The organism is Photobacterium lucens, from assembly GCF_009873615.1.
Lineage (GTDB): Bacteria > Pseudomonadota > Gammaproteobacteria > Enterobacterales > Vibrionaceae > Photobacterium > Photobacterium lucens.
This window is the reverse complement of sequence record NZ_SSMG01000439.1, coordinates 1-22,879: the sequence shown is the minus strand read 5'-3', so window position 1 is coordinate 22,879 and position 22,879 is coordinate 1. Positions and strand designations below refer to the sequence as shown.

Annotated in this window: 21 protein-coding genes and 1 tRNA gene; 2 read left to right on the top strand and 20 right to left on the bottom strand. The window is 43.4% G+C overall.

Annotated elements, in window-relative coordinates; genetic code table 11:
- Positions 1 to 23: 23 nt before the first annotated feature.
- The 12 genes from lipA to leuS all read right to left on the bottom strand — a co-directional run bounded on the left by lipA (position 24) and on the right by leuS (position 13,125).
- Positions 24 to 995, bottom strand: a complete 972-nt coding sequence (gene lipA / locus E5A76_RS17865; protein ID WP_053986488.1) for a lipoyl synthase — start codon at positions 993 to 995, stop codon at positions 24 to 26.
- Positions 992 to 1,642: a lipoyl(octanoyl) transferase LipB gene (lipB, locus tag E5A76_RS17860; RefSeq protein WP_107167420.1), complete on the bottom strand. Its 651-nt coding sequence runs from the start codon at positions 1,640 to 1,642 to the stop codon at positions 992 to 994. Before lipB ends, lipA begins: the two co-directional genes overlap by 4 nt.
- Positions 1,643 to 1,827: 185 nt before the next feature.
- Positions 1,828 to 2,103, bottom strand: a complete 276-nt coding sequence (gene ybeD / locus E5A76_RS17855; RefSeq protein ID WP_053986490.1) for a DUF493 family protein YbeD — start codon at positions 2,101 to 2,103, stop codon at positions 1,828 to 1,830.
- A 213-nt stretch (positions 2,104 to 2,316) separates the two neighbouring features.
- Positions 2,317 to 3,492 carry a serine hydrolase gene (locus E5A76_RS17850; protein ID WP_161119744.1) on the bottom strand — a complete coding sequence of 392 codons (1,176 nt, stop codon included), beginning with the start codon at positions 3,490 to 3,492 and terminating at the stop codon, positions 2,317 to 2,319.
- Positions 3,493 to 3,730: 238 nt separating this feature from the next.
- Positions 3,731 to 4,609, bottom strand: a complete 879-nt coding sequence (locus E5A76_RS17845) for a septal ring lytic transglycosylase RlpA family protein (RefSeq protein WP_107167418.1) — start codon at positions 4,607 to 4,609, stop codon at positions 3,731 to 3,733.
- The gene (mrdB, locus tag E5A76_RS17840; protein WP_053986493.1) at positions 4,610 to 5,731 is read right to left on the bottom strand and encodes a peptidoglycan glycosyltransferase MrdB; all 1,122 of its coding nucleotides are present in this window, start codon (positions 5,729 to 5,731) and stop codon (positions 4,610 to 4,612) included.
- Positions 5,728 to 7,692: a penicillin-binding protein 2 gene (gene mrdA / locus E5A76_RS17835; RefSeq protein WP_161119743.1), complete on the bottom strand. Its 1,965-nt coding sequence runs from the start codon at positions 7,690 to 7,692 to the stop codon at positions 5,728 to 5,730. The genes mrdB and mrdA overlap by 4 nt, the downstream gene beginning before the upstream one ends.
- Positions 7,693 to 7,698: 6 nt before the next feature.
- Positions 7,699 to 8,169 (bottom strand): 23S rRNA (pseudouridine(1915)-N(3))-methyltransferase RlmH, encoded by a 471-nt coding sequence (gene rlmH, locus E5A76_RS17830; protein ID WP_008986293.1) that lies wholly within the window; start codon positions 8,167 to 8,169, stop codon positions 7,699 to 7,701.
- Positions 8,170 to 8,176: 7 nt separating this feature from the next.
- Entirely contained in the window at positions 8,177 to 8,494 is a 318-nt protein-coding gene (gene rsfS, locus E5A76_RS17825; RefSeq protein WP_023933315.1) for a ribosome silencing factor, read from the bottom strand.
- 227 nt (positions 8,495 to 8,721) lie between these two features.
- The gene (holA, locus tag E5A76_RS17820; RefSeq protein ID WP_053986495.1) at positions 8,722 to 9,747 is read right to left on the bottom strand and encodes a DNA polymerase III subunit delta; all 1,026 of its coding nucleotides are present in this window, start codon (positions 9,745 to 9,747) and stop codon (positions 8,722 to 8,724) included.
- Complete coding sequence (locus tag E5A76_RS17815; RefSeq protein ID WP_053986496.1) at positions 9,744 to 10,409, bottom strand: LPS-assembly lipoprotein LptE; 666 nt, start codon at positions 10,407 to 10,409, stop codon at positions 9,744 to 9,746. The genes holA and E5A76_RS17815 overlap by 4 nt, the downstream gene beginning before the upstream one ends.
- A gap of 142 nt (positions 10,410 to 10,551) precedes the next feature.
- Positions 10,552 to 13,125, bottom strand: a complete 2,574-nt coding sequence (gene leuS / locus E5A76_RS17810) for a leucine--tRNA ligase (RefSeq protein ID WP_161119742.1) — start codon at positions 13,123 to 13,125, stop codon at positions 10,552 to 10,554.
- Positions 13,126 to 13,296: 171 nt separating this feature from the next.
- Here leuS and E5A76_RS17805 point away from each other — a divergent pair, with 171 nt between their 5' ends.
- Positions 13,297 to 13,779 carry a zinc ribbon-containing protein gene (locus E5A76_RS17805; RefSeq protein ID WP_008986298.1) on the top strand — a complete coding sequence of 161 codons (483 nt, stop codon included), beginning with the start codon at positions 13,297 to 13,299 and terminating at the stop codon, positions 13,777 to 13,779.
- A gap of 73 nt (positions 13,780 to 13,852) precedes the next feature.
- Here the strand turns inward: E5A76_RS17805 and E5A76_RS17800 are convergent, their stop codons facing one another.
- The 7 genes from E5A76_RS17800 to mtgA all read right to left on the bottom strand — a co-directional run bounded on the left by E5A76_RS17800 (position 13,853) and on the right by mtgA (position 21,225).
- A complete protein-coding gene (locus E5A76_RS17800; RefSeq protein WP_161119741.1) occupies positions 13,853 to 14,581 on the bottom strand; it encodes a lipid-binding SYLF domain-containing protein in 729 nt (242 codons plus the stop codon).
- A 159-nt stretch (positions 14,582 to 14,740) separates the two neighbouring features.
- Positions 14,741 to 16,294: an apolipoprotein N-acyltransferase gene (gene lnt, locus E5A76_RS17795; RefSeq protein ID WP_161119740.1), complete on the bottom strand. Its 1,554-nt coding sequence runs from the start codon at positions 16,292 to 16,294 to the stop codon at positions 14,741 to 14,743.
- A 3-nt stretch (positions 16,295 to 16,297) separates the two neighbouring features.
- Positions 16,298 to 17,170, bottom strand: coding sequence for a CNNM family magnesium/cobalt transport protein CorC (gene corC / locus E5A76_RS17790; RefSeq protein ID WP_053986501.1), 873 nt, complete (start codon positions 17,168 to 17,170; stop codon positions 16,298 to 16,300).
- An 87-nt stretch (positions 17,171 to 17,257) separates the two neighbouring features.
- Entirely contained in the window at positions 17,258 to 17,722 is a 465-nt protein-coding gene (gene ybeY, locus E5A76_RS17785) for an rRNA maturation RNase YbeY (protein ID WP_008986302.1), read from the bottom strand.
- Complete coding sequence (locus tag E5A76_RS17780; RefSeq protein WP_045065027.1) at positions 17,722 to 18,819, bottom strand: PhoH family protein; 1,098 nt, start codon at positions 18,817 to 18,819, stop codon at positions 17,722 to 17,724. The genes ybeY and E5A76_RS17780 overlap by 1 nt, the downstream gene beginning before the upstream one ends.
- Positions 18,820 to 18,916: 97 nt before the next feature.
- On the bottom strand, positions 18,917 to 20,344 hold the full coding sequence (gene miaB, locus E5A76_RS17775; RefSeq protein ID WP_107167413.1) for a tRNA (N6-isopentenyl adenosine(37)-C2)-methylthiotransferase MiaB: 1,428 nt from the start codon (positions 20,342 to 20,344) through the stop codon (positions 18,917 to 18,919).
- Positions 20,345 to 20,505: 161 nt separating this feature from the next.
- The gene (gene mtgA, locus E5A76_RS17770; protein ID WP_107167412.1) at positions 20,506 to 21,225 is read right to left on the bottom strand and encodes a monofunctional biosynthetic peptidoglycan transglycosylase; all 720 of its coding nucleotides are present in this window, start codon (positions 21,223 to 21,225) and stop codon (positions 20,506 to 20,508) included.
- A gap of 164 nt (positions 21,226 to 21,389) precedes the next feature.
- On the opposite strand from mtgA, the gene E5A76_RS17765 reads away from it, so the two are divergent.
- Positions 21,390 to 22,550 (top strand): 2-octaprenyl-3-methyl-6-methoxy-1,4-benzoquinol hydroxylase, encoded by a 1,161-nt coding sequence (locus E5A76_RS17765; protein ID WP_161119739.1) that lies wholly within the window; start codon positions 21,390 to 21,392, stop codon positions 22,548 to 22,550.
- Between the two features lie 140 nt (positions 22,551 to 22,690).
- Here E5A76_RS17765 and E5A76_RS17760 read toward each other — a convergent pair.
- Positions 22,691 to 22,775, bottom strand: a tRNA-Leu gene (locus tag E5A76_RS17760).
- Positions 22,776 to 22,879: the final 104 nt, after the last annotated feature.

Here is a 22,879-nt window from a genome sequence, read left to right as displayed (position 1 = left end):
CAGCTGTAATTAAGTGTTATTGATTACTTAATTTCTACACCTTGGGCTTGAAGATCAGCATGGTACGATGAACGTACAAATGGACCACAAGCAGCATGAGTAAAGCCAAGATCGAGAGCGATTTGTTTCAGCTCATCAAACTCTTCAGGCGGTACATAACGCTCAACCGGTAAGTGGTGACGGCTTGGTGCTAAGTATTGACCCAGTGTTAGCATGGTTACGCCATGCGCACGCAGATCTTTTAATACTTCAATGATCTCTTCTTTGGTTTCACCTAAACCCATCATCAAACCTGACTTAGTAGGAACATTTGGGTGAAGCTCTTTAAACTTTTTCAGCAGATCTAAAGACCATTGGTAGTTAGCACCCGGGCGGGCTTTACGGTATAAGCGTGGTGCTGTTTCAAGGTTGTGGTTGAATACGTTAGGTGCTGTATCACGGAAGATATCTAATGCACGATCCATACGACCACGGAAATCAGGTACTAATGTTTCAATATGAATGTCTGGGCTTTTTGCGCGGATTTCATTAATACAATCAACAAAGTGTTGTGCACCACCGTCACGTAAGTCATCACGGTCAACTGATGTCACGACTACGTAGCGTAGTTTCATGTCAGCAATCGTTTGTGCAAGATGCGCTGGCTCTTCAGCATTAGGTGGTAGTGGACGACCATGGGCTACATCACAGAATGGACAACGACGCGTACAGATAGCACCTAGGATCATAAAGGTTGCTGTACCGTGGTTAAAACATTCGGCTAAATTGGGGCAAGAGGCTTCTTCACACACAGAGTGAAGTTTGTTTTTACGCAGTGCAGATTTAATTTCCTGAATACGTTGGCTGTCAGACGGTAACTTAATCTTCATCCATTCAGGTTTACGTAACACTTCTTTTGGCGTTTCTTCATCCGCAACATTACGAACAGGGATCAAAGCCATTTTGTCGGCATCGCGATATTTGACGCCTTGTTCAATTTTAATTGGTTTACTCATGGTTGATTGCTTTCCGTCATCCACTCGACTTTCGGATAATCGAGTAATTTAGTTAATTCTTCAACGAGTACAGGCTGAACTTCCGTCAGTTCAGTTGGGCCATTGAGTAACGCCGTTTGCGTCATCTCCATTCCTGCATAACCGCATGGGTTAATACGAAGAAAAGGCGCCAAGTCCATATTTATATTGAGTGCCAGACCGTGAAAAGAGCACCCACGTCTGATCCGCAAGCCAAGTGAGCATATTTTTTGATTATTAACATACACACCAGGGGCATCAGGGCGAGCGTTAGAGCGAATCCCAAAGCGGGATAAGGTATTGATTACCGTATTTTCAATGTGTGTGACTAAATCACGCACACCGATTTTTTTCCGGCGTAAGTCGATCAAGATATAAGCCACTTGTTGACCGGGACCATGGTAAGTCACTTGACCGCCACGATCGCTTTGTACAACTGGGATATCTCCTGTGTTGAGCAGGTGCTCGACTTTGCCTGCCTGTCCTTGGGTAAATACAGGTGAATGTTCAACTAGCCAAATTTCATCTGCTGTGTCTTCAGTACGGTTATTGGTGAAGTCATGCATGGCATCGAACGTCGTTTGGTAATCACGACGACCAAGGTTTTTAATAATAAGTGCTGTGTGCAATTTACTACCCAGATATTAATGAAGATGCCAATCATAAAGAAGGCTAGGTCTGGGCATTATACCTAAACTTGGTGCAGATGTATTGTTAACGAGTGATGAAGGAGTTATGGATAATAAGTGAGAATTATAAGAAGGTTTACTGATAGAAATAACAGGCGACGTTGTGCGCCGCCTGATGTCGTTGTTTATAGTACAACGCGAACGATATCGATATCGCCTAACTCTTTGTATAACGTTTCAACTTGCTCAATGCTTGTCGCTGTGATGTTGATTGAAACGGCGCTGTAAGTCCCTTTGCTACTTGGGGTAACTTTAGGTGTGTAATCGCCAGGTGCATGGCGTTGGACTACTTCTACAACACGATCTGCAAGTTCAGGTTTGTTTTCACCCATTACCTTGTAGGTAAAGCTACAAGGGAATTCAAGTAGATCTCTTAGTTTTGGTTGCTCTTGTTCTTGCATATAGAACTCCAAGGTTCGCTTTCAATGTTGTCTTGCAACACCGCTATTATGACTAATATAAGTGTAAGGCAGGCATCTTAATGTGTCAGTCGGTGTAAAACAAGTGGTGGATGATGTCTGTAGGACGTTGGAAAAGTAATGTTTGTCTTTAGTTATGAAAACAAAAGGGAAGCCGAAGCTCCCCTTTTTGATTTGTGCATGAATAGTAATAGATTACTTAAACCAGTTTTGCACTAGCATCATTACGTAATCAACCATACGGCTAAATAGGCTACCTTCTTTTACATCGTTTAGCGCAACAAGTGGGTATTGTGCTACTTCTTGATCGCCAACACGGTAAGTGAGAGTACCCACTTCTTCACCTTTGGTAATTGGCGCTTTTAGCTCTTTGGTTAGCACGAAGCTTGCTTTTAAATCTTTTGCTTGGCTCCGTGGTAGCGTTACGTAAGTATTTTCAGCTACACCTAGGTTTACTGTGTCAGTATCACCCATCCATACTTTTTCAGTTTCGATGGTTTGATCTTTCTTATTTGGTGACAGTGTTTCGTAGAAGCGGAAACCGAAGTTTAATAGCTTCTTACTTTCAGCTAGGCGAGCATTCTTGCTAGCTGTGCCCATTACAACCGCAACAAGGCGCATGTTGCCTTCAGTTGCAGTACTTACAAGGCTGTAACCTGCGTTATCTGTGTGGCCTGTTTTTAGACCATCAACGTGCATGCTCTTATCCCAAAGTAGACCGTTACGGTTATATTGAGTGATGCCGTTGTATGTGAATGATTTCTCACTATAGATCTTAAACTCATTCGGTAAATCACTGATCAGGTGACGAGCCAGAATAGATAGATCGTATGGTGTTGTGTATAGATCTGGGCGGTCTAAACCGTGAACGTTAGCAAAGTGTGTAGACTTCATGCCAAGATTCTTCGCCCAACCATTCATGAGATCAACGAATGATTCTTGGGAACCCGCAATGTGTTCAGCCATAGCAACACACGCATCGTTACCTGAATCAACAATGATACCGCGGTTTAGATCGCTAACTTTGACGGTTTTTCCCACTTCAAGGAACATTTTTGATGAGCCAGGGAAGTTTTTAGCCCATGCATTCTTGCTGATAACAACATTGTCGTCTGGTGAGATATTACCGTTTTTAATTTCTTGACCGATAACATAGCTGGTCATCATTTTCGTCAAACTAGCAGGTGCCAGTTTTTCGTATTCATTATGACCGGCAAGGATTTTGCCTGAGTTATAGTCTACAAGGATATAGCCTTTTGCCGCGATTTGTGGAGCTTCAGGTACGACTGCTGGTGATGCAGCAACAGTAGCTGAAGCCAGCAAAGTGGCAGAAATGGCTACAGAACGGAAAAGCGCAGCTGTTTTCTTCATGGTTATTATAACTTTAGTTTATCTAAGACAAGAAATGGTGCTCACTATAGCAGATAACCTTCTGCCAATCAGTGGAATGAAGGAAGATCCCTATTTATTGACATTAAGCGGACGTAATCCGTGCAATTGCTGGTGTTTAACGTGCTGTTGTGAACAAAAATTAGCTTGTATGTTCTGGTTTTTACACTCTGAACATACAAGCCGTAATTATGATTCCTAAATTAAAATTAGGTTCATATTATCTGTTAGCCGTGATGATAAAGGCTTTTGGATAGTGATGAGCTTTCGCTTTAGTGAGTTGCTTTTCTGCATCGTTATGATCCATGAAAGGACCTAAACGTACACGGTAGACTGTGCGATTATCCACTTGCTCAATATCAACATTTGTATTGTATTGACGCTTAAGCGCGTTACGCATGTCTTCAGCTTTCGCCAAGCTATTTACCGCAGCTAATTGAACAAAGTAGTGATGAGGAATAGGGGAATTCTTCATCGCTTCTTTGCTAGAAGGCTTCGGTATATTAATCACTTCAATTTTTACAGGGGCTGTGCCGAGGCTAATTACGCCAATTTTTGCAGCCGCCGCCATACTTAAATCGATGATACGACCATCATGGAATGGGCCGCGATCGTTAACGCGTACGATAGTAGATTTACCATTACGCATGTTAGTTACACGTACAAAGCTCGGTAGCGGCAACGTTTTATGTGCTGCCGTCATTGCGAACATATTGTATGTTTCACCATTAGAGGTTTTATGACCGTGGAACTTCTCGCCATACCAAGAGGCATAACCTGTTTCAGTGTAACCTTTGGTGTTTTTTACTATGTGGTAGCGCTTACCGCGTAGGGTGTAATCTTTATTACCTGCACGGCTATACGGTTCATAGTGCGGCACTACAGGTGGTACTTTTGAAAAATCAGGTACAACAGATGGTGCTCGGTCATCTTTTAACGAATAACGGCCAGCATTGGGATCGTCATTCGTTGGAGTATTCGGTTTAAATAATAAGCCTGGTGTGGCGTGTTCTGCTTTTGTCTCTGGCTGCTGAGGTTTATCTGGCGAGGAACTACATCCTGCAAGTAGAACAAAAAACAATAAAAAAAGTGAACGCATTTAGGTCGCCTTAGACAACATTTTTCTGTGAGTGTGGATAGACATCAAAATACCGAAGCCAGCTAAGAGGGTCATCATGGATGTACCGCCATAACTCACTAGAGGTAATGGAACGCCTACAACAGGCAGAATGCCACTTACCATACCGATATTTACAAATACATAAACAAAGAAACTTAAAACAATACTGCCAGCCATCATGCGTCCGAACGCTGTTTGAGCTCGGCTTGCTAACAATAATCCTCGACCTAAGATAAAGAGATAAATTGTTAATAAACCAATTACACCGGTTAAGCCCCATTCTTCTGCAATCACCGCAAAAATGAAGTCCGTATGTCGCTCAGGAACGAATTCAAGCTGAGATTGAGTACCGTGTAGCCAACCTTTACCACTAATGCCACCAGAGCCAATAGCGATTTTTGATTGAATAATATGGTATCCCGCTCCCAGTGGATCAGACTCTGGATTAAACAAAGTCATCACACGCGTACGCTGGTAGTCGTGCATGAGGAAGAACCATAACACAGGAATAAAGGCACCGAGTAATACTAAAGCACCGATAATCAGTCTCCAGCTAATTCCTGACAGAAACAGAACAAAAATGCCGGATGCTGCCACCAAAATTGATGTACCTAAGTCCGGTTGTTTAGCGATTAATATCGTCGGTGTGAATATCAATACTAATGCGACGAAGATATTTCGCATGGATGGTGGTAGTGGACGATTACCAATAAACCTTGCCACCATCAAAGGTACAGCGAGTTTTAATAGCTCCGACGGCTGAAAGCGAACAAAACCTAAATTTAGCCAACGCTGGGCACCTTTTGATACCTCACCAAATGCTAATACACTGAATAATAACAGTAAACCGACACCAAACAGGTAAGGTGCCCAAGCTTCGTAATGGCGTGGGGCGATTTGTGCAAGCAGCACCATGATGCCAAGTGACATCAACATGCGCATGGCTTGACGTTCCATCATGGCAACATTTTGACCACTTGCGCTCCACATGATGATCAGGGCAAACCCCATCAGGGTTAAGATCCCTAGTAATAGTGGCACATCGATATGTAAGCGTTCACTTAGTGTTCGCTTGGTACCGGTTGCCGCCATAATACTCATTGTTGTACCTCTGTTGTTTCTGACACCGTGAGTGCTGAGTTGGACTCAGATTTATTCTCAGGGTTCGGTTTGATCAGCATATGGTCGAAAATTTTACGGGCAATTGGACCACCATTACTTGAACCACCACCGGCATTTTCTAACACCATAGAGACCACTACTTCAGGTTTATCAAATGGCGCAAATGCGGTAAATAAAGCATGGTCGCGAAGGCGTTCTTCTAGCTCATCGGCATTGTATTTTTGGTTTTCAGCAAGGCCAAATACCTGTGCTGAACCTGATTTTCCACCGGCTTCGTAAGGCGTATCGTAAAACGCTTTACGTGCTGTACCACGGGTGCCATAGAGTACACGGTGCATGCCTTCTCGGGCGATTTCCCATGTCTCAGGTGAGACTTCTGATATAGGTGGGAAGTCTTTAAACTCAGCTGGTTTTTCTACTTCTTCATCGACAATATCTTTCAGTAGGTGTGGGCGATGGACAACACCGTTATTAACCAGCACAGATGTTGCTTTTGCTATTTGTAGTGGTGTTGCAGTCCAATAACCTTGTCCGATACCGACAGGGATCGTATCGCCTTGATACCAAGGACGTTTGTGTCTTGCTTGTTTCCAGTCGCGAGTTGGCATATTAGCTTTACTTTCTTCATGAATATCAATGCCTGTGTATTCACCGTAACCAAAACGGTTCATCCATGTAGACAGTTTGTCGATACCCATATCGTAAGCAACTTGATAAAAGTAAGTGTCCACTGACTCTTCAATCGCTTTGTAAATATTAACTGGGCCGTGCCCCCAACGTAGCCAGTCACGGAACTTACGACTGGTTGAGTTAGGAATTTGCCACCAACCGGGATCGTTACGGGTAGTTTTTGGTGTTACCACGCCTTCGGTTAATGCAGCGACTGCAATCATTGGTTTAACCGTTGATGCTGGTGGGTAGATACCCAGCGTGACACGGTTAACCAGAGGGCGATCAGGGTTGTTTAGTAACTCACGGTACTTTTTACCTGAGATCCCTTTAACAAATAGGTTTGGATCGTAACTTGGGCTCGACACCATGGCTAAAATCGCATCGTCTTTTGGATCGAGTACAACGACAGAGCCACGCTTGTGCTTGATGATTTCTTTGCCCGTTTCCGGATCTAACTTGCGTTCAGTTAAGAGCTCTTGAACATAGAGTTGAAGTCCGAGATCGATATTTAGTTTGATATCTTTACCCGGAATTGGTGGCACGTATTTTAAGGTGCGAATAATCCGCCCACGGCTATTCACTTCCACTTCTTGATAGCCAGAAGTACCGTGTAAGAGATCTTCGTAGTAACGCTCGATACCCAGTTTGCCGATATCACGAGTGGCTTTATAGTTGCTAAGCTTTCCATCTTGATCGAGCTTTTTAAGATCACGATCATTAATTTTAGCGACATAACCCAGCACATGAGTCAGTGAGTCGCCGTATGGGTAGTAGCGTTTAAGGTAAGCTTTTACTTCAACACCAGGGAAGCGATGCTGATTAACAGCAAATAATGCTACTTGTTGTTCATTTAAGCCTTCAAGGATCGGTACAGATTTAAAACGACGGGTGCGACGACGTTCTTTTTTGAATCGTTCGATGTCTTCATCGGTTAATCCCAATACTGATTTTAGATCAGCATAGGTACGCTCCATATCGGGCACTTTTTCGATGGTAACTTCGAGATTATAAATAGGGCGGTTTTCAGCTAGCAGTATGCCGTTACGATCATAGATAAGACCGCGGTTTGGGGATACTGGGACAATTTTGATCCGGTTATCATTGGAACGGGTTTTATAGTCTTGGTGTTGTTCAACCTGAATGTTGAATAGGTTGAACAATAACACGCTGACCAAGACAATAATTCCAATGAATGAGACAAGAGCTCGACGGAAAAATAGCGCCGACTCAGCGCGATGGTCGCGGATCTGGGTTCGCTTTTGTCTCATCTATGGTTATTCCCTGTGGTACGGATGGTTAGCCGTGATGCTCCATGCACGGTATAAGCTTTCAGCCATAACAACACGCACTAACGGGTGCGGTAGTGTTAATGGTGATAGTGACCAGCTTTGCTCTGCGGCTGCTTTACAAGCCGGTGCAAGACCTTCAGGTCCGCCAATTAAAATTGACACATCGCGACCATCCAGTTTCCAAGCTTCTAGTTGACCTGCTAGCTGCTCGGTATCCCAGCGTTTACCTGGAATATCTAAAGTAACGATACGGTTACCCTTAGCAACGGCTGCTAACATTGCTTCACCTTCTTTTTGAAGGATACGTGCAATATCAGCGTTCTTACCGCGCTTACCCGCTGGAATTTCAATCAGTTCCAACGGCATATCTTTAGGGAAGCGACGGCTATATTCTTTATAACCTTCTTCAACCCATTTTGGCATTTTGGTGCCGACTGCGATTAATTGAAGCTTCATGACTCTCTTAGCTCCAAAGCTTCTCCAGTTGGTACATTTGGCGTGCGTCTTCTTGCATGATGTGTAGCATCACGTTGCCCATGTCAACGATAACCCACTCACCATCATCTTCGCCGCTGATACCAAAAGGAGGGAAGTCAATTAACTTTGATTCTTTGTTAACGTGATCAGCGATAGAGCAAACGTGACGGTTTGAAGTACCAGTACAGATCACCATTACATCAGTAATGCTTGATTTACCTTGTACATCAATAGTTACGATGTCTTGTGCTTTAAGATCGTCAATTTTATCAACAATGAAATCGTGTAGTTCTTGAACTTGCAAAGGGATTCCCTCAATAAGCGTTTAAAAATGTGTGGTCGTTAAGTTCTATTTTACTATTGGATTAGAGGTGTAAAAAGTTTTCCGACCGCAATAAGGTCGGCAGTATACCATGCTCTTATCTGACAGCGATAAAAGGACAAGGTTCATACGATGATTTTTCGACCGCTTAAGGGAAGATTCAGGAAAAAAACGGTCAACAATGACTGATGACCGTTGAGATGCGAGGGTTATGCGTGGTGTAAGTGAGTGTCGAAACCACAAATTTCAGCACATAGCGTACTTAACGCTGGCCAAGGATTGGTGTCGTAGTCGGTTTTCACTTGGAGCTCTAATTGGGTGAGCTGACGAATAATACCGACAAGTCGTGTCAGTGGTAGACGATGCAGTGCTCCAATATACATTTCACGGCGGTTTTGCCACACTCGAAATTGCTCAAAAATAATATTAAGTGGTGTCCCTTTTTTACCCATTTCCTGCATTTTGTAGAGTTGGGTTAACTCACGTTGCAGGGTACGTAACAAGATAGTGGCTTCCACACCTTCTCCTTGTAGCTGACGTAATACCCGTTGGCTACGTTTGGCTTGTCCAGCTAATACAGCATCAACAAGTTGGAATGGGGTGTAGTGATTATGGCGACTGAGTGCTTCTTGTAAGCGAACAATATTCAATTCACCATCGGGATAGAGCAAAATTAACTTGTGTAAACTTTGAGCTAACGCCAATAAATTCCCTTCGTGCCACTGTGCCAGCATTTGTACTGATTCATGATCGGGCTTTAAACCTAATACTCGACAACGAGCTTGAATAAAGCGCGGCATTTGTTTGGCATCAGGGGTATTACATGGCACATACAAACCAATCGCATCAAGCGCTTTAAACCACTTAGTTGCTTCTTGTTTCTTATTTAAATAAGGGCCAGTAAGCACTAATAAAATATCAGGGTTTAGATGCTCGATAACCTCTAGTAATGCTTTAGCTTGATTGGCATTTAAGCCTGTGTCAGGTACATCTAGTTCAATGATTTGCTGGGCTGAAAATAGACTCATGGCTTGGCAGCAGTCGAGCACAAGGTTCCAATCCAGCTGGTTATCAATGGTGAAGTGATGGCGCTCAAGAAAACCTTGCTGTTGGGCTAGTTGCTTGATGCTATCACCACACTCTTGTTTGAGTAGTGGCTCATTACCAAATAATAGGTAGGCCTGACGCAGCCCTTTATCAAGTTGCTGCGTCAGTTGTTCTGGGTAAACTCTCATTGTGTGTTATGGCTGCTGTGCTGAGTCTCTGATGCTTTTGTTGGCAACGTTGTGATTGTTGTTTTGCCTGTGTCATCTGAAGATTCTTGTTTATCTTCTTCGTTTAAGATCTCTTTAAGTTGAGAGTCGAGCTTATCTTCTTCAATTTTCTTAAAGACAGCAGTTAGACGTGCCAGTTTACGCATGATCTGTTGTGCAGCTTGTTCACGCATTACATTGACTAACTCATCTTGTTCAACCGATTTTGCTAGTGCGGTTAATGGGTTATCAAGGAAAGTACGAGTGACTTTCGTGGTGTAAGTCTGTTGACCTTGATTTGGGATCGTCACCGAGTAGTTAACCGTTAGGGTTAAATCGTATTCCGCTTTACCGTTGTTTTGGTATAGCGATAGGGTACGCTCGCCCGTTGATTCACTGTTGATATTTAGATTCGGTACGTCTTTTGCTGGTGCAACTTCACTAATGCCATGTAATTTAAATTGGTATCGCACCATACGCGTCATTTGGCCATATGGGTCAAAGCTGGTTAATGACAGTTTAGCAATGCCGTCAGGCAGCATGTAATTACCACGAAGGTGGAAGCCACAAGAAGCTGTTGTTAGCGCGAGAAGAGTGATGATAAGTAGTCGAGTAAGGCGGTTTGCCGAGAAAAAACTTTTCACGAAAGTCAGCTCCTTGAAGTAAAAAGCAGTGCGCAAAGCGCAACAAGTAAAAGTATGACTGTAATTATAAAGATCCCCGCAGAAGCGGGGATCTTGAGCTTATTGCTATGTTAGACGAGCTAACAAAGAAAAGTAACCTTGATTAGTTAGCTACAATGTTAAGTAGCTTACCAGGAACGTAGATCACTTTACGAATCGTTAAGCCATCAGTGAACTTAGTCACGTTCTCATCATTTAAGCCTAGCTCTTCTACTTGCTCTTTGGTTGCGTCAGCTGCAACAGTCAGTTTTGCACGTAGTTTACCGTTAACTTGAACGATGATCAGTTTCTCATCTTCCACTAATGCTTTTTCGTCAGCTTGTGGCCATTGTGCATTATCAATGTCTGTTTCGCCCAGCGCCGTCCACATTTCAAAACAGATGTGTGGAGTAATTGGGTAAAGCATGGCAACAATCGCTTTTAGTGCTTCATCAAGAATTGCACGATCTTGTACAGACTCTTGAGGTGCCTTAGCAAGCTTGTTCATCAGCTCCATGATAGCAGCAATTGCAGTATTGAATGTCTGACGACGACCAATATCATCACTTACTTTTGCAATAGTTTTGTGAATATCACGACGAAGTGCTTTTTGATCTGCTGTTAGTGCTGCTGCATCAACTGCTTCTGCTGCGCCTTTCTCAGTGTGTTCACGCACTAGTTTCCAAACACGCTTAAGGAAACGGTTAGCACCTTCAACGCCAGACTCTTGCCATTCAAGTGTCATGTCAGCAGGTGATGCAAACATCATGAATAGACGTACTGTGTCAGCACCGTACTTGTCTACCATCTCTTGAGGGTCGATACCGTTGTTCTTAGACTTAGACATTTTGATCATGCCTGAGTGCTCAACGTTACGGCCATCAGTATCAACAGCTGAAGTGATACGGCCTTTACCATCACGCTCAACAGTTACTTCTGTTGGGGCAACCCACTCTTTACCACCTTTATCTGTGGTGTAGAAGAATGCATCAGCAAGCACCATGCCTTGACATAGTAGCTGCTTGAACGGCTCGTCAGATGTTACGTAACCAGCATCACGTAGCAGTTTGTGGAAGAAGCGAGAGTACAGTAGGTGCATACATGCGTGCTCAATACCACCAATGTATTGGTCTACAGGTAGCCAGTAGTTCGCTTTTTCTGGATCTAGGATATCATCAGCTTGTGGTGAACAGTAACGTGCGTAGTACCAAGAAGATTCCATGAAGGTATCAAAGGTATCGGTTTCACGTAGTGCTGGCTCACCGTTAAAAGTGGTTTTCGCCCACTCTTTATCAGCTTTGATTGGGCTAGTCACGCCATCCATTACTACGTCTTCTGGTAGAATTACTGGTAGTTGATCTGCTGGTACTGGGTGAACTTCACCATCTTCAGTCGTTACCATTGGGATTGGTGCACCCCAGTAACGTTGACGAGATACACCCCAGTCACGTAGACGGAAGTTAACTGTCTTCTTACCTTTACCTTCAGCTTCAAGTTTTGCTGCAATAGCATCAAATGCTTGTTGGAAGTTTAGGCCATCGAAATCACCAGAGTTGAATAGGATACCTTTTTCAGTGTATGCAGCTTCAGCGATATCTAGCTCGCTACCATCTTCTGGCTTGATAACTGCCATGATGTCGATGTTGTATTTAGTTGCAAACTCGAAGTCACGTTGATCGTGCGCAGGTACTGCCATTACCGCACCTGTGCCGTAATCCATCAGTACAAAGTTTGCTACGTATACAGGTACTTCACGACCATCTAATGGGTGGATAGCGGTTAGACCAGTATCCATGCCTTTCTTTTCCATGGTTGCAAGATCAGCTTCTGCAACCTTGTTGTTACGGCATTCGTGAATGAAATCTGCAAGCGCTGGGTTATTTTCAGCGGCTTTTGCTGCAAGAGGGTGACCTGCTGCGATGCTTACAAATGTCACACCCATTAGTGTGTCAGGGCGTGTTGTGTAAACTTCTAGATCGTCGTTGTCTTTAACTTTGAATGTTAGTTCAACACCTTCAGAGCGACCAATCCAGTTGCGCTGCATGGTTTTCACCATTTCAGGCCAACCGTCTAGTTGATCAAGATCGTCAAGTAGCTCTTGTGCGTACTCAGTGATCTTAATGAACCATTGTGGGATCTCTTTTTGCTCAACTGGTGTGTCACAACGCCAACAACAACCGTCTTCAACCTGCTCGTTAGCAAGTACAGTTTGGTCGTTTGGACACCAGTTAACAGATGAAGTCTTCTTGTAAACAAGGCCTTTGTTGTAAAGCTTAGTGAAGAACTCTTGCTCCCAACGGTAGTATTCTGGCGTACATGTTGCGAACTCACGGTTCCAATCGTAACCAAAACCTAATAGCTTAAGTTGATTCTTCATGTACTCGATGTTTTCGTAAGTCCATGGCGCAGGTGCAGTCTTATTTTTCACTGCCGCATTTTCAGCAGGTAGACCAAATGCATCCCAGCCGATTGGCTGCATTACATTTTTACCTTGTAAGCGCTGGTAGCGAGAGATAACATCACCGATAGTGTAGTTACGCACGTGACCCATGTGCAGTCGACCACTTGGGTACGGGAACATGGAGAGACAGTAGAATTTTTCTTTATTAGGGTCTTCACTAACAACAAAGGTTTTTTTGTTGTCCCAATGTTCTTGAACTTTCTGTTCAATGTCCTGTGGACGATATTGTTCTTGCATCGATGACATCCGGGATATTGTGAGTTTGATATAAACACATTCAAATTAATCGGCATAGAATAACCAAAGGTAAAGGTGTCAACAATAGCTGAAGGCAATTCGATACCTTTAATCTTGTATTTGGCGGTATTTCAGCACGCTTTTAGTCAATATAGGCTAAGGAGAAACATCATGACTCAACAAAAAGCACATTACGAAGCGCTATTAGAAAAAGTCACCGAGACATTAAAAAATAGCCCACAAGAGCTTAAGAAGTTTATTGAGACGACTGAACTGTATGGTAAAGCCGCCAGCGATATGACTAAAGATGAGCTTGCATTAATTGAAGCGTATTTAAAAAGTGATCTCAAAACCTTCAGTGAAGAAGCAAAAAATAGCCCAGAGCCTTTCAAAGAAAGTCCATTCTATAAGTTAGTAAGTGAAACTATTTGGCAGCACCTTGCTGAAATTACTGATAAGACCCAGTTAGAGTGGCTTGAAGTCATGGATGATATTAAACACAAAGGGGTGTATCACTCAGGCGAGTTAGTCGGGCTTGGGCATTTAGTCTGTGAAAAATGCGGTCATCAACAAACCATTACGCATGTGACTCGTATTGAGCCATGTATTAAATGTGGCTGTAAAGAATTTAGTCGTCAGCCGCTTGAGCCGTAAAGAGTTCATTTTAGTCGATAAGAAAAACGCAGCCCGAGAGCTGCGTTTTTTTATATCTAGTGTTTAGGTTTGATTAGATATCGTCTGGACGCTCTAAGGTTTCAACCACCACAGCATTGTCTTCTGCTGGTGTTTTAATGGTTTCAGCTGGCTTTACTGTTTTTGCTTCTTGAGCAGGTTTTTGTAGCCCTTGAGGTACCATCTTGTCGTAGCCTTTCACATTACGTGTTGCTTCGGTCATTGGCTCGAAAGTGAATTTTTGACCAGCGAGTGATGCTTCAATCATGGCACCACCTTTGGCTTTCGTGAAGATAGCAACGCCATTAATGTAGCTGCGTGTTGCGTATTCACCGTTAGAGCCAGCACCAGCACCTGCTGTACCAGCTTTTGCCGATGCGCCTTCATCTAAGGCGACAGCCGATGCTTGAGCATCTAGCTCGAAGCTACCGCTAACAAAATTGTCGTACGCGCGCTTGTCTTGGAAGAACAGGATCTCACTGTAAGCCTGTCCACCAAACTGTAAGCCAATAGATATTTGGAATAGCTTAGCAAAGCCAGTTGCTTGGTTCGCTTTAAAGACAACACCATTACCGTAAGCACCACCAACCCAAAAACCACCTTTACCAACTGAAGGGAAAACGGCATAACCATAAGCGCTTTTAAAGAAAGGCTGAGTTTGTGGTGATTGATAGAACAAGTCGAGTGCTTTTTGTGTATCACTATCTTGTGCTAACGCAGATGTCGAGCTCAGCATCATGATACAGGTACATAAGGTAATAAATAGTTTATGTATCGTTTTCATTAATCCGATCCTTGCAGGTTACGTAAGGCTTTAGGGGAGTGCCTTGCGAATCATAGGTTCTTTGTATGTTGTATTTATAAGTATTTGGTTATTTATTCAACCAACATACCATGTGATTAAAAAAAAGGTGAAGCCTAAATCTTCACCTTTTTGTTCACTTTACTCGGTTTCTAACTCTCGAGTGTCACGGAAATGTCCGCGTTGTCGACGGATCAGGATCCACGATAAAGCAAAAGCCCATAAGCCATAGAAGTACAACGGCCAGCTACCAAGGGTAGTGTATGGTGTCATACCAATCGTTGGGATAACGGTTGCTTTAAGTACGCCGGTGACGAACTGCGGTAACTTTTTAGTGATATGACCTTCGTGGTTAACGACAGCTGTGATCCCCGTATTGGTTGCACGCAGTAGAGGTTTACCGAGCTCTAGGGCGCGCATCTGAGCGATTTCCATATGCTGGAAAGGGCCAATAGAGCGACCGAACCATGCATCGTTCGATAATGTCAGCAACATTTCAGTGTGATTAGTGATGTTTTCACGCATCTGCTCACTAAAGGCCACTTCATAACATAATGCAGGGGCAATCGAGTAACCATGTGCTTGAATGTTTGGCTGTATGTAAGCACCACGGCTAAATGACGACATTGGTAAGTTAAATAAGGGTGCAATAGGGCGAAGTAAATCACCAAATGGCACGAACTCACCAAAAGGCAGTAAGTGGTGCTTACTGTATCGTGTTGCTGTGTCGTAGTTATACGGGCCGTCAGCATCGACACCTAGGGTTAAAATGTTATTAAAGAACTGACCATCTGGTTTCTGATCAAGAATACCAGTGATCACTGTGCTGTTATTAGCACGGGCAGCGTCATCTAAGCCTTGTAAGAACACAGGAATGTGAGCTTCTAAGGCTGGAATCGCTGCTTCTGGCCAGATGATCAGATCAGAACCCCAGTTTTCACGGGTTAGATCCATGTACTTCATTAAGGTCGGCCAGCGCTCATTCGGATCCCATTTCTTTTCTTGCGGGATATTGCCCTGAATTAATGCCACAGTGACACTGTTTTTCGGATCCGGTTTCACCCACTGTGCTTTTCCAGCCCAGAATGATAGACCAATGATCACAACTGGGATTAACAAGGGTTTCCAATTGCGGTAGCTAACTGCAGCAACAATAGCGCCTGATATGAGTACGAGAGCAAGCGTAATACCCTCGACACCAAAGATTGGTGCGATGGAGGCTAATGGGCTATCAATTTGACTGTAACCCATCCATAGCCAAGGAAAGCCGGTAAACAACCAGCCACGGATCCAATCTAAGATAAGCCAGATCACAGGGCCTGTTAGCAGCAGCTGGTGGAATGGACGATGGCGGTTAATACGATTATAGAGATAACCGAAAAGCGCGGGATAAAGTGCAAGATAGCCAATTAATAGGCTCATCAAGAATACGCTAGCGATCTTTGGCATACCGCCAAAGTTATCAATACTAACGTGTACCCAGCTAATACCGGTACCAAACATGCCTAAACCGTAAAGGAAACCGATCAAAGCAGAGCGTTTAGCCGTTTTATGCTGGAGTAAGAAGAAAAAGGCAATGAGAGATAATGGCGCAAGTAGCCAATAGTTATAAGGTGCAAAAGAAAGGGTGGCAATTGCACCCGCTGGAACAGCTGCGAGCAGCTGTCCCAACGTTAGTAATGATTTTTTTGTCATTCTTTAAGAAGTAATAGTCGGTTGAAACGCTTCGTCAGGAACCGTTACTTGTAACTGGATAACACGACGGCTATCGGCAGAAGTCACTTTAAACGAGTAACCATCAACTTCAACAACTTCACCTCGGGTTGGTAGGTGACCAAAACTCATCATAACCAGTCCGCCGACGGTATCGACTTCTTCATCGCAGAATGAGGTTTGGAATAGCTCATTGAAATCTTCAATGGTTGTCAGTGCTTTTACCGCATAGGTGTGTTTACTTAACTGACGGATATCTTGCTCTTCTTCGTCATCGAATTCATCTTCGATTTCGCCAACGATTTGTTCAAGGATATCTTCAATGGTGATAACACCGGAAACACCACCAAACTCATCAACCACAATCGCCATGTGGTAGCGCTCTTCGCGGAATTCTTTTAATAGACGGTCAACACGCTTACTTTCCGGCACAACAACGGCAGGGCGTAGCACTTTGTCCATATCAAAAGGTTCGCTATCAGGAAGCAGATAACGTAGAAGGTCTTTGGCTAGCAAAATGCCTTCAACGTGGTCTTTATCATCACTGATCACTGGGTAACGAGAGTGTTGGGCTTCAACGATTAAATCAATCAGATCTTCTAACTTCTGAGAACGCTCAATCGTGATCATTTGTGAACGTGGGATCATAATGTCACGTACACGCATTTCAGAAATTTCCATTACACCTTCGAGCATGTCGCGAGTGTCGTGGTCGATCAGATCGTTTTCTTCTGAATCTCGAAAAACTTCAACCAAGTCTTCACGGTTTTGTGGTTCACCTTGAAATAGTTGGCCGATACGTTCAAAGAAGGACTTTCTACTCGGACCTTCAGATGTTTGGGGGTTATCTTCGTTCATTATTTACTTTCAGCAAATAGCTTGTCAGCTAAGTGGACGATGCCACGGAAATGCGATCCATCTTATGATGAATCGCGGTATTAAACATTATTGCTTTTCAGAGATGTAAGGATCAACAAAGCCCATGTTTTGCATGATTTCTGTTTCTAAACCTTCCATTTCTTCAGCTTCATCATCTTCAATATGATCATAACCTAGCAGATGAAGACTGCCATGTACAACCATATGTGCCCAATGTGCTTTTAGTGGCTTATTCTGCTCAAGTGCTTCTTTTTCTACCACTTGTCGGCAAATAATTAAGTCACCTAACAGTTCCAATTCAATGCCCGGAGGGGCTTCAAATGGAAAAGATAACACGTTGGTTGGACGATCTTTACCACGGTATTCAAGGTTAAGCTCATGACTGTCAGCTTCATCCACTAAGCGGATAGTGACTTCAGCATCAGCTTGAAAAGGGGTAACGGCTGCGTCTAACCACTGTTGGAATTCTGCTTCAGTTGGCAGTCCATCTTGGCTTTCAGTGGCGTATTGTAAATCAAGGTAAATAGCCATTAGTTACTCTTTTCTGATTCGACTTTTGCCGCTGCTGCAACAGCAACTAACGCGGCTTCTTTCGCATCTTGCTCAGCGCGACGGCGTTGTTCTGCAAGTTTGCGTTGTTTCTGATCTTCGCTTTCCCATGTTTCGTAAGCTTGAACAATACGAGCAACAACTGGATGGCGAACAACGTCATCGGCTTGGAAGAAGTTAAAGCTGATTTCATCAACATCAGATAATACTTCAATCGCATGACGTAGACCTGAACGAGCCCCTCGTGGTAAGTCGATCTGGGTCACGTCACCGGTGATCACTGCACAGGAGTTAAAACCAATACGGGTTAGGAACATTTTCATCTGTTCAACCGTGGTGTTTTGGCTCTCGTCTAGGATAATAAATGCATCATTAAGGGTACGTCCACGCATATATGCTAATGGGGCAACTTCAATCACATTTCGTTCAATTAATTTTTCTACCCGCTCGAAACCTAACATTTCAAATAGCGCATCGTAGAGTGGTCGAAGGTAAGGATCGACCTTCTGGCTTAGGTCACCCGGTAGGAAACCTAATTTCTCACCAGCTTCTACTGCTGGACGCGTTAATAGAATACGGCGAATTTCTTGGCGCTCAAGCGCATCGACAGCTGCAGCAACGGCAAGGTAGGTTTTACCTGTACCAGCAGGACCAATACCAAAGGTGATATCGTGCGTCACCATATTAGCAATGTATTGTGCTTGGTTTGGTGTACGTGGCTTAATCACACCTTTTTTGGTCTTGATGTGAATTTCTTTACCGTATGGGATAGAAGATTCTGTTGTTTGCTCTAATACGCCGGATTCTTTGATCGCAAGGTGGATTTGATCCGGTTCGATATCAGGAATGTTGTTACGCACAGGTGCAGTATCAACGTAAAGATCTTTAATGATATTGGTAGCCGCTTCGGCTGTATGCGGTTTTCCCACAACGCTAAAGTTATTGCTACGGTGATTGATCTCAACACCCAAACGGCGTTCTAATTGTTTGATATTGTCGTCGAAAGGGCCACAGAGGCTGGAAAGGCGCTGGTTATCGGCAGGTTCCAGGGTAAATTCTACAGTAATTATTTTGCTCAAGGTTTGCCTCTCATTTAGGCCGCCGAGTGGCGGCCATATACATAGGGCAGAAGACGTACTCTAGTAATACGTAATGCTTTAATAAAGCGGTTACGGTTTACTCTGGAGTATAAACGCCTACACCCAATTCATCTTCTTTACGAGTCTTCGCCATCATTTCTGCTGGAGTCATCGCAACACGAAGATTCATTTCTGCTTCTGTACGTACTAGCTCACCACGGAGTGAGTTAGTAAATACGTCAGTGATCTTCACATCTACGAATTGACCAATTAAATCAGCAGAACCTTCGAAGTTAACAACTCGGTTGTTCTCAGTACGACCACGAAGCTCCATTACGTTCTTCTTCGATGGACCTTCTACAAGGATACGTTGTTCAGTACCTAGCATTTGGCGTGAGTAACGCATAGCTTGAGTATTGATCTGTTGTTGTAGTTCGTACAAGCGTTCTTTTTTCACTTCTTCTGATAGATCACACGGGTAATCAGCCGCTGGTGTACCAGGACGTGCAGAGAAAATGAAGCTAAAGCTCATGTCAAAATCAACGTCACGGATCAGCTTCATAGTGTCTTGGAAGTCCTGATCGGTTTCGCCAGGGAATGCCACGATAAAGTCAGAGCTGATCGTAATATCAGGACGTGCTTGACGTAGTTTACGGATTTTAGACTTGTACTCGATAGCCGTGTGTGGACGCTTCATCATAGTTAGGATGCGATCCGAACCACTTTGTACTGGTAAGTGTAAGAAGCTTACAAGCTCTGGCGTATCTTTGTACACTTCGATGATGTCATCAGTGAACTCGATTGGGTGACTTGTTGTGTAACGAATACGGTCAATACCATCGATAGCTGCAACTAAACGTAGCAGTTCAGCAAATGATGCGATTTCACCATCGTGCATTACGCCACGGTATGCGTTTACGTTTTGACCTAGTAGGTTAACTTCACGTACACCTTGCTCTGCAAGTTGGGCAATTTCAAATAGTACATCATCAAGTGGACGGCTAACTTCTTCACCACGTGTGTATGGAACTACACAGTAAGTACAGTATTTAGAACAACCTTCCATGATAGAAACAAACGCTGTTGCGCCTTCTGCACGAGGCTCAGGTAGGCTGTCAAATTTCTCAATTTCAGGGAATGAGATATCCATAACAGGCGCATCATCAGACTGCGACTGTTTAATCATTTCTGGTAGGCGGTGTAGAGTCTGTGGACCAAAAATCACATCAACGTAAGGTGCACGTTGACGAATAGAATCGCCTTCTTGGGTTGCTACACAACCACCGACACCGATCACAAGATCCGGCTTCTTATCTTTTAATGTTTTCCAACGACCTAATTGGTGGAAAACTTTCTCTTGTGCCTTTTCACGGATCGAGCAGGTGTTAAGTAGCAGAACATCTGCTTCTTCTGGGATTTCCGTTAACTCAAAGCCATTAGCTGCATTAAGAAGATCTGCCATTTTAGATGAATCATATTCGTTCATCTGGCAGCCCCAGGTTTTGATCAGCAGTTTCTTCGCCATCTCTAACTCTTCGCTCGTAGTGTTGATTTCATTACATTCAGATTACGGGCTGACAGGGGACATAGATTGTCGTTACCTGTAGCAAGCCGCGTATTGTACTGCTTTAAACACGCTCTGACTAGATCATCACCACCCCGAATAAATTGTGGGTTTATTCTTAATTAAGGATAAAGATGGAATGATTTAAAAAGTGATTGTTCATTATAGACTTTATCTAGCGTTACCATGCCCAGTTGACGCATCTGACGACGGATCCATAGAGTACGTTGGTAAACATAATTGCTCATTGGTGAGGCTTTGATCTTATAAGGGTTCGGTAATACCGCAGCCAACTGTGCTGCTTGTTGTGCGCTTAAACGACTCGCTGGAATATGGAAGAAGTGCTCACTAGCAGCTTCAACACCATAGATCCCAGGGCCAAACTCAATAATGTTTAAGTACACTTCTAGAATACGTTCCTTACCCCAAACGATTTCCATTAATAGTGAGAAATACAGTTCGACGCCTTTACGAATAAATGAATGCACAGGGAATAAAAACATATTTTTAGCCGCTTGCTGGCTAATCGTACTTGCGCCGCGATCGGGGCCATTTTTGCCTGCGTGTTTTAATACAGCTAGGGTTGCTTGCACATCAATACCGTGGTGCTCAGGAAAGGTTTGATCTTCTGAGGCAATGACAGCTAACTGCATATTCTTAGAGATTTTATCTAAATTGACCCATTCATGTTGAATATGCTCAGGATAACCTTGAGGTGGGAACAAGGTTCGGCTGATCTCCCAGCCCCAGAATGGTGGGTTTACAAACTTGAAGATGACAACGAGAACAATTGGGAACAACAGAGCAAATAAAAAGAGTTTTAAAAAAAAGCGCTTAAGCATGATGAATATTGTTCCCTTAGATAAAAATAGCAGCACAAAAAGAAAGAATGTTAAGTGTGGTTACATTCCCTGTTTATTGAATTTTCTTATACAATTCGAGTCAATATGATGTTTTCTTGGATTATAACCAAATAATAAGCCTGAACGTAATAGGTAGGTAAATAATGGAACAATACGATGTCATTGTTGCTGGTGGCGGCATGGTTGGTGCAGCAACAGCACTTGGCTTAGCAAAATTAGGGCTCGAAGTTGCAGTTTTAGAAGGCTTTGCTCCTCAGTCATATACAGACTCACAGCCAATGGACTTGCGTGTTTCCGCAATTTCACCTAATTCAGTTGCTTTACTTGAACGTTTAGGCGCTTGGAATGAAGTTAAACAGATGCGCTTGTGTCCATTTAAGCGTCTGGAAACATGGGAAAGTCCTGAATGCCGAACACGTTTTAATGCAGATGAAATGAACTTAGCGCAACTAGGCTATATCGTTGAAAACCGTGTTTTGCAATTAGCATTGTGGCAACAGTTTGAAAGTATCGATAACCTAACTTTGTTATGCCCAGCTAAGATGGTATCTGCGACGCATACTGAAGGCGGTTATATTGTTGAGCTAGAAGACAAACAAACATTACAGTGTCGATTATTAGTCGGTGCTGATGGTGCGAATTCTCAAGTGCGCCAACAAGCAGGGATCGGAGTGACTGCATGGGATTATCGTCAACACTGTATGTTGATCAATGTTGAAACTGCCTTGCCACAACAAGACATTACTTGGCAGCAATTTACACCAGTAGGCCCTCGTTCATTCTTACCTTTACCTGGACATCAAGGTTCACTGGTTTGGTATGACAGTCCTGAGCGTATCAGACGTTTATCGCATATGACAGCGACTCAGCTTCATGCCGAAATATCAGCGGTTTTTCCTGATGAATTAGGTGAGTTTAAGGTAATTAATCATGGCTGTTTCCCATTAACGCGTCGCCATGCACAAACTTACTATAAACCCAATGTGGTATTACTAGGAGATGCAGCTCACACCATTAACCCATTAGCTGGGCAAGGCGTGAATTTAGGCTTTAAAGACGTAGATGTACTACTACAGGAAATAGAGGCTGCTGGTGAGCTATGGACTGAGACTAAGGTGCTACATAAGTATGAGCAACGTCGTCGTCCTGATAATCTTGTGATGCAAACGGGAATGGATTTTTTCTACGTTGCTTTTAGTAATAATTTAGCGCCAATTAAGTTTTTACGAAATGCAGGATTACGTATTGCCGATCATGCTGGTGTAATGAAAAAGCAAGTATTGAAGTATGCAATGGGCATTTAGATAATAATTATTGATAATCGAGATAGCAAAAAGCCGAGAGACATTGTCACTCGGCTTTTTATTTATCTGAACAATTATCATTGTGTAATGACATTTTGCAGATAAAAGAAAACCCACTCAAAGAGTGGGTCTCTAAATAATGGTGCGGAAGGAGAGACTTGAACTCTCACACCTTACGGCGCCAGAACCTAAATCTGGTGCGTCTACCAATTCCGCCACTTCCGCATAATTGACTGCGATAGCAATCAATTAAAATAATGGCAGGTCTACCTGGATTCGAACCAGGGAATGGCGGCATCAAAAGCCGCTGCCTTACCGCTTGGCGATAG

What these genes read in the sequence shown, in the direction of transcription:
- ybeD (WP_053986490.1), bottom strand. Translation starts at nt 2,103, where the DNA reads ATGCAAGAACAAGAGCAACCAAAACTAAGAGATCTACTTGAATTCCCT.
- E5A76_RS17765 (WP_161119739.1), top strand. Translation starts at nt 21,390, where the DNA reads ATGGAACAATACGATGTCATTGTTGCTGGTGGCGGCATGGTTGGTGCA.
- lnt (WP_161119740.1), bottom strand. Translation starts at nt 16,294, where the DNA reads ATGACAAAAAAATCATTACTAACGTTGGGACAGCTGCTCGCAGCTGTT.
- E5A76_RS17850 (WP_161119744.1), bottom strand. Translation starts at nt 3,492, where the DNA reads ATGAAGAAAACAGCTGCGCTTTTCCGTTCTGTAGCCATTTCTGCCACT.
- E5A76_RS17845 (WP_107167418.1), bottom strand. Translation starts at nt 4,609, where the DNA reads ATGCGTTCACTTTTTTTATTGTTTTTTGTTCTACTTGCAGGATGTAGT.
- leuS (WP_161119742.1), bottom strand. Translation starts at nt 13,125, where the DNA reads ATGCAAGAACAATATCGTCCACAGGACATTGAACAGAAAGTTCAAGAA.
- lipA (WP_053986488.1), bottom strand. Translation starts at nt 995, where the DNA reads ATGAGTAAACCAATTAAAATTGAACAAGGCGTCAAATATCGCGATGCC.
- rlmH (WP_008986293.1), bottom strand. Translation starts at nt 8,169, where the DNA reads ATGAAGCTTCAATTAATCGCAGTCGGCACCAAAATGCCAAAATGGGTT.
- ybeY (WP_008986302.1), bottom strand. Translation starts at nt 17,722, where the DNA reads ATGGCTATTTACCTTGATTTACAATACGCCACTGAAAGCCAAGATGGA.
- E5A76_RS17805 (WP_008986298.1), top strand. Translation starts at nt 13,297, where the DNA reads ATGACTCAACAAAAAGCACATTACGAAGCGCTATTAGAAAAAGTCACC.
- E5A76_RS17800 (WP_161119741.1), bottom strand. Translation starts at nt 14,581, where the DNA reads ATGAAAACGATACATAAACTATTTATTACCTTATGTACCTGTATCATG.
- corC (WP_053986501.1), bottom strand. Translation starts at nt 17,170, where the DNA reads ATGAACGAAGATAACCCCCAAACATCTGAAGGTCCGAGTAGAAAGTCC.
- mrdB (WP_053986493.1), bottom strand. Translation starts at nt 5,731, where the DNA reads ATGAGTATTATGGCGGCAACCGGTACCAAGCGAACACTAAGTGAACGC.
- miaB (WP_107167413.1), bottom strand. Translation starts at nt 20,344, where the DNA reads ATGGCGAAGAAACTGCTGATCAAAACCTGGGGCTGCCAGATGAACGAA.
- holA (WP_053986495.1), bottom strand. Translation starts at nt 9,747, where the DNA reads ATGAGAGTTTACCCAGAACAACTGACGCAGCAACTTGATAAAGGGCTG.
- mtgA (WP_107167412.1), bottom strand. Translation starts at nt 21,225, where the DNA reads ATGCTTAAGCGCTTTTTTTTAAAACTCTTTTTATTTGCTCTGTTGTTC.
- mrdA (WP_161119743.1), bottom strand. Translation starts at nt 7,692, where the DNA reads ATGAGACAAAAGCGAACCCAGATCCGCGACCATCGCGCTGAGTCGGCG.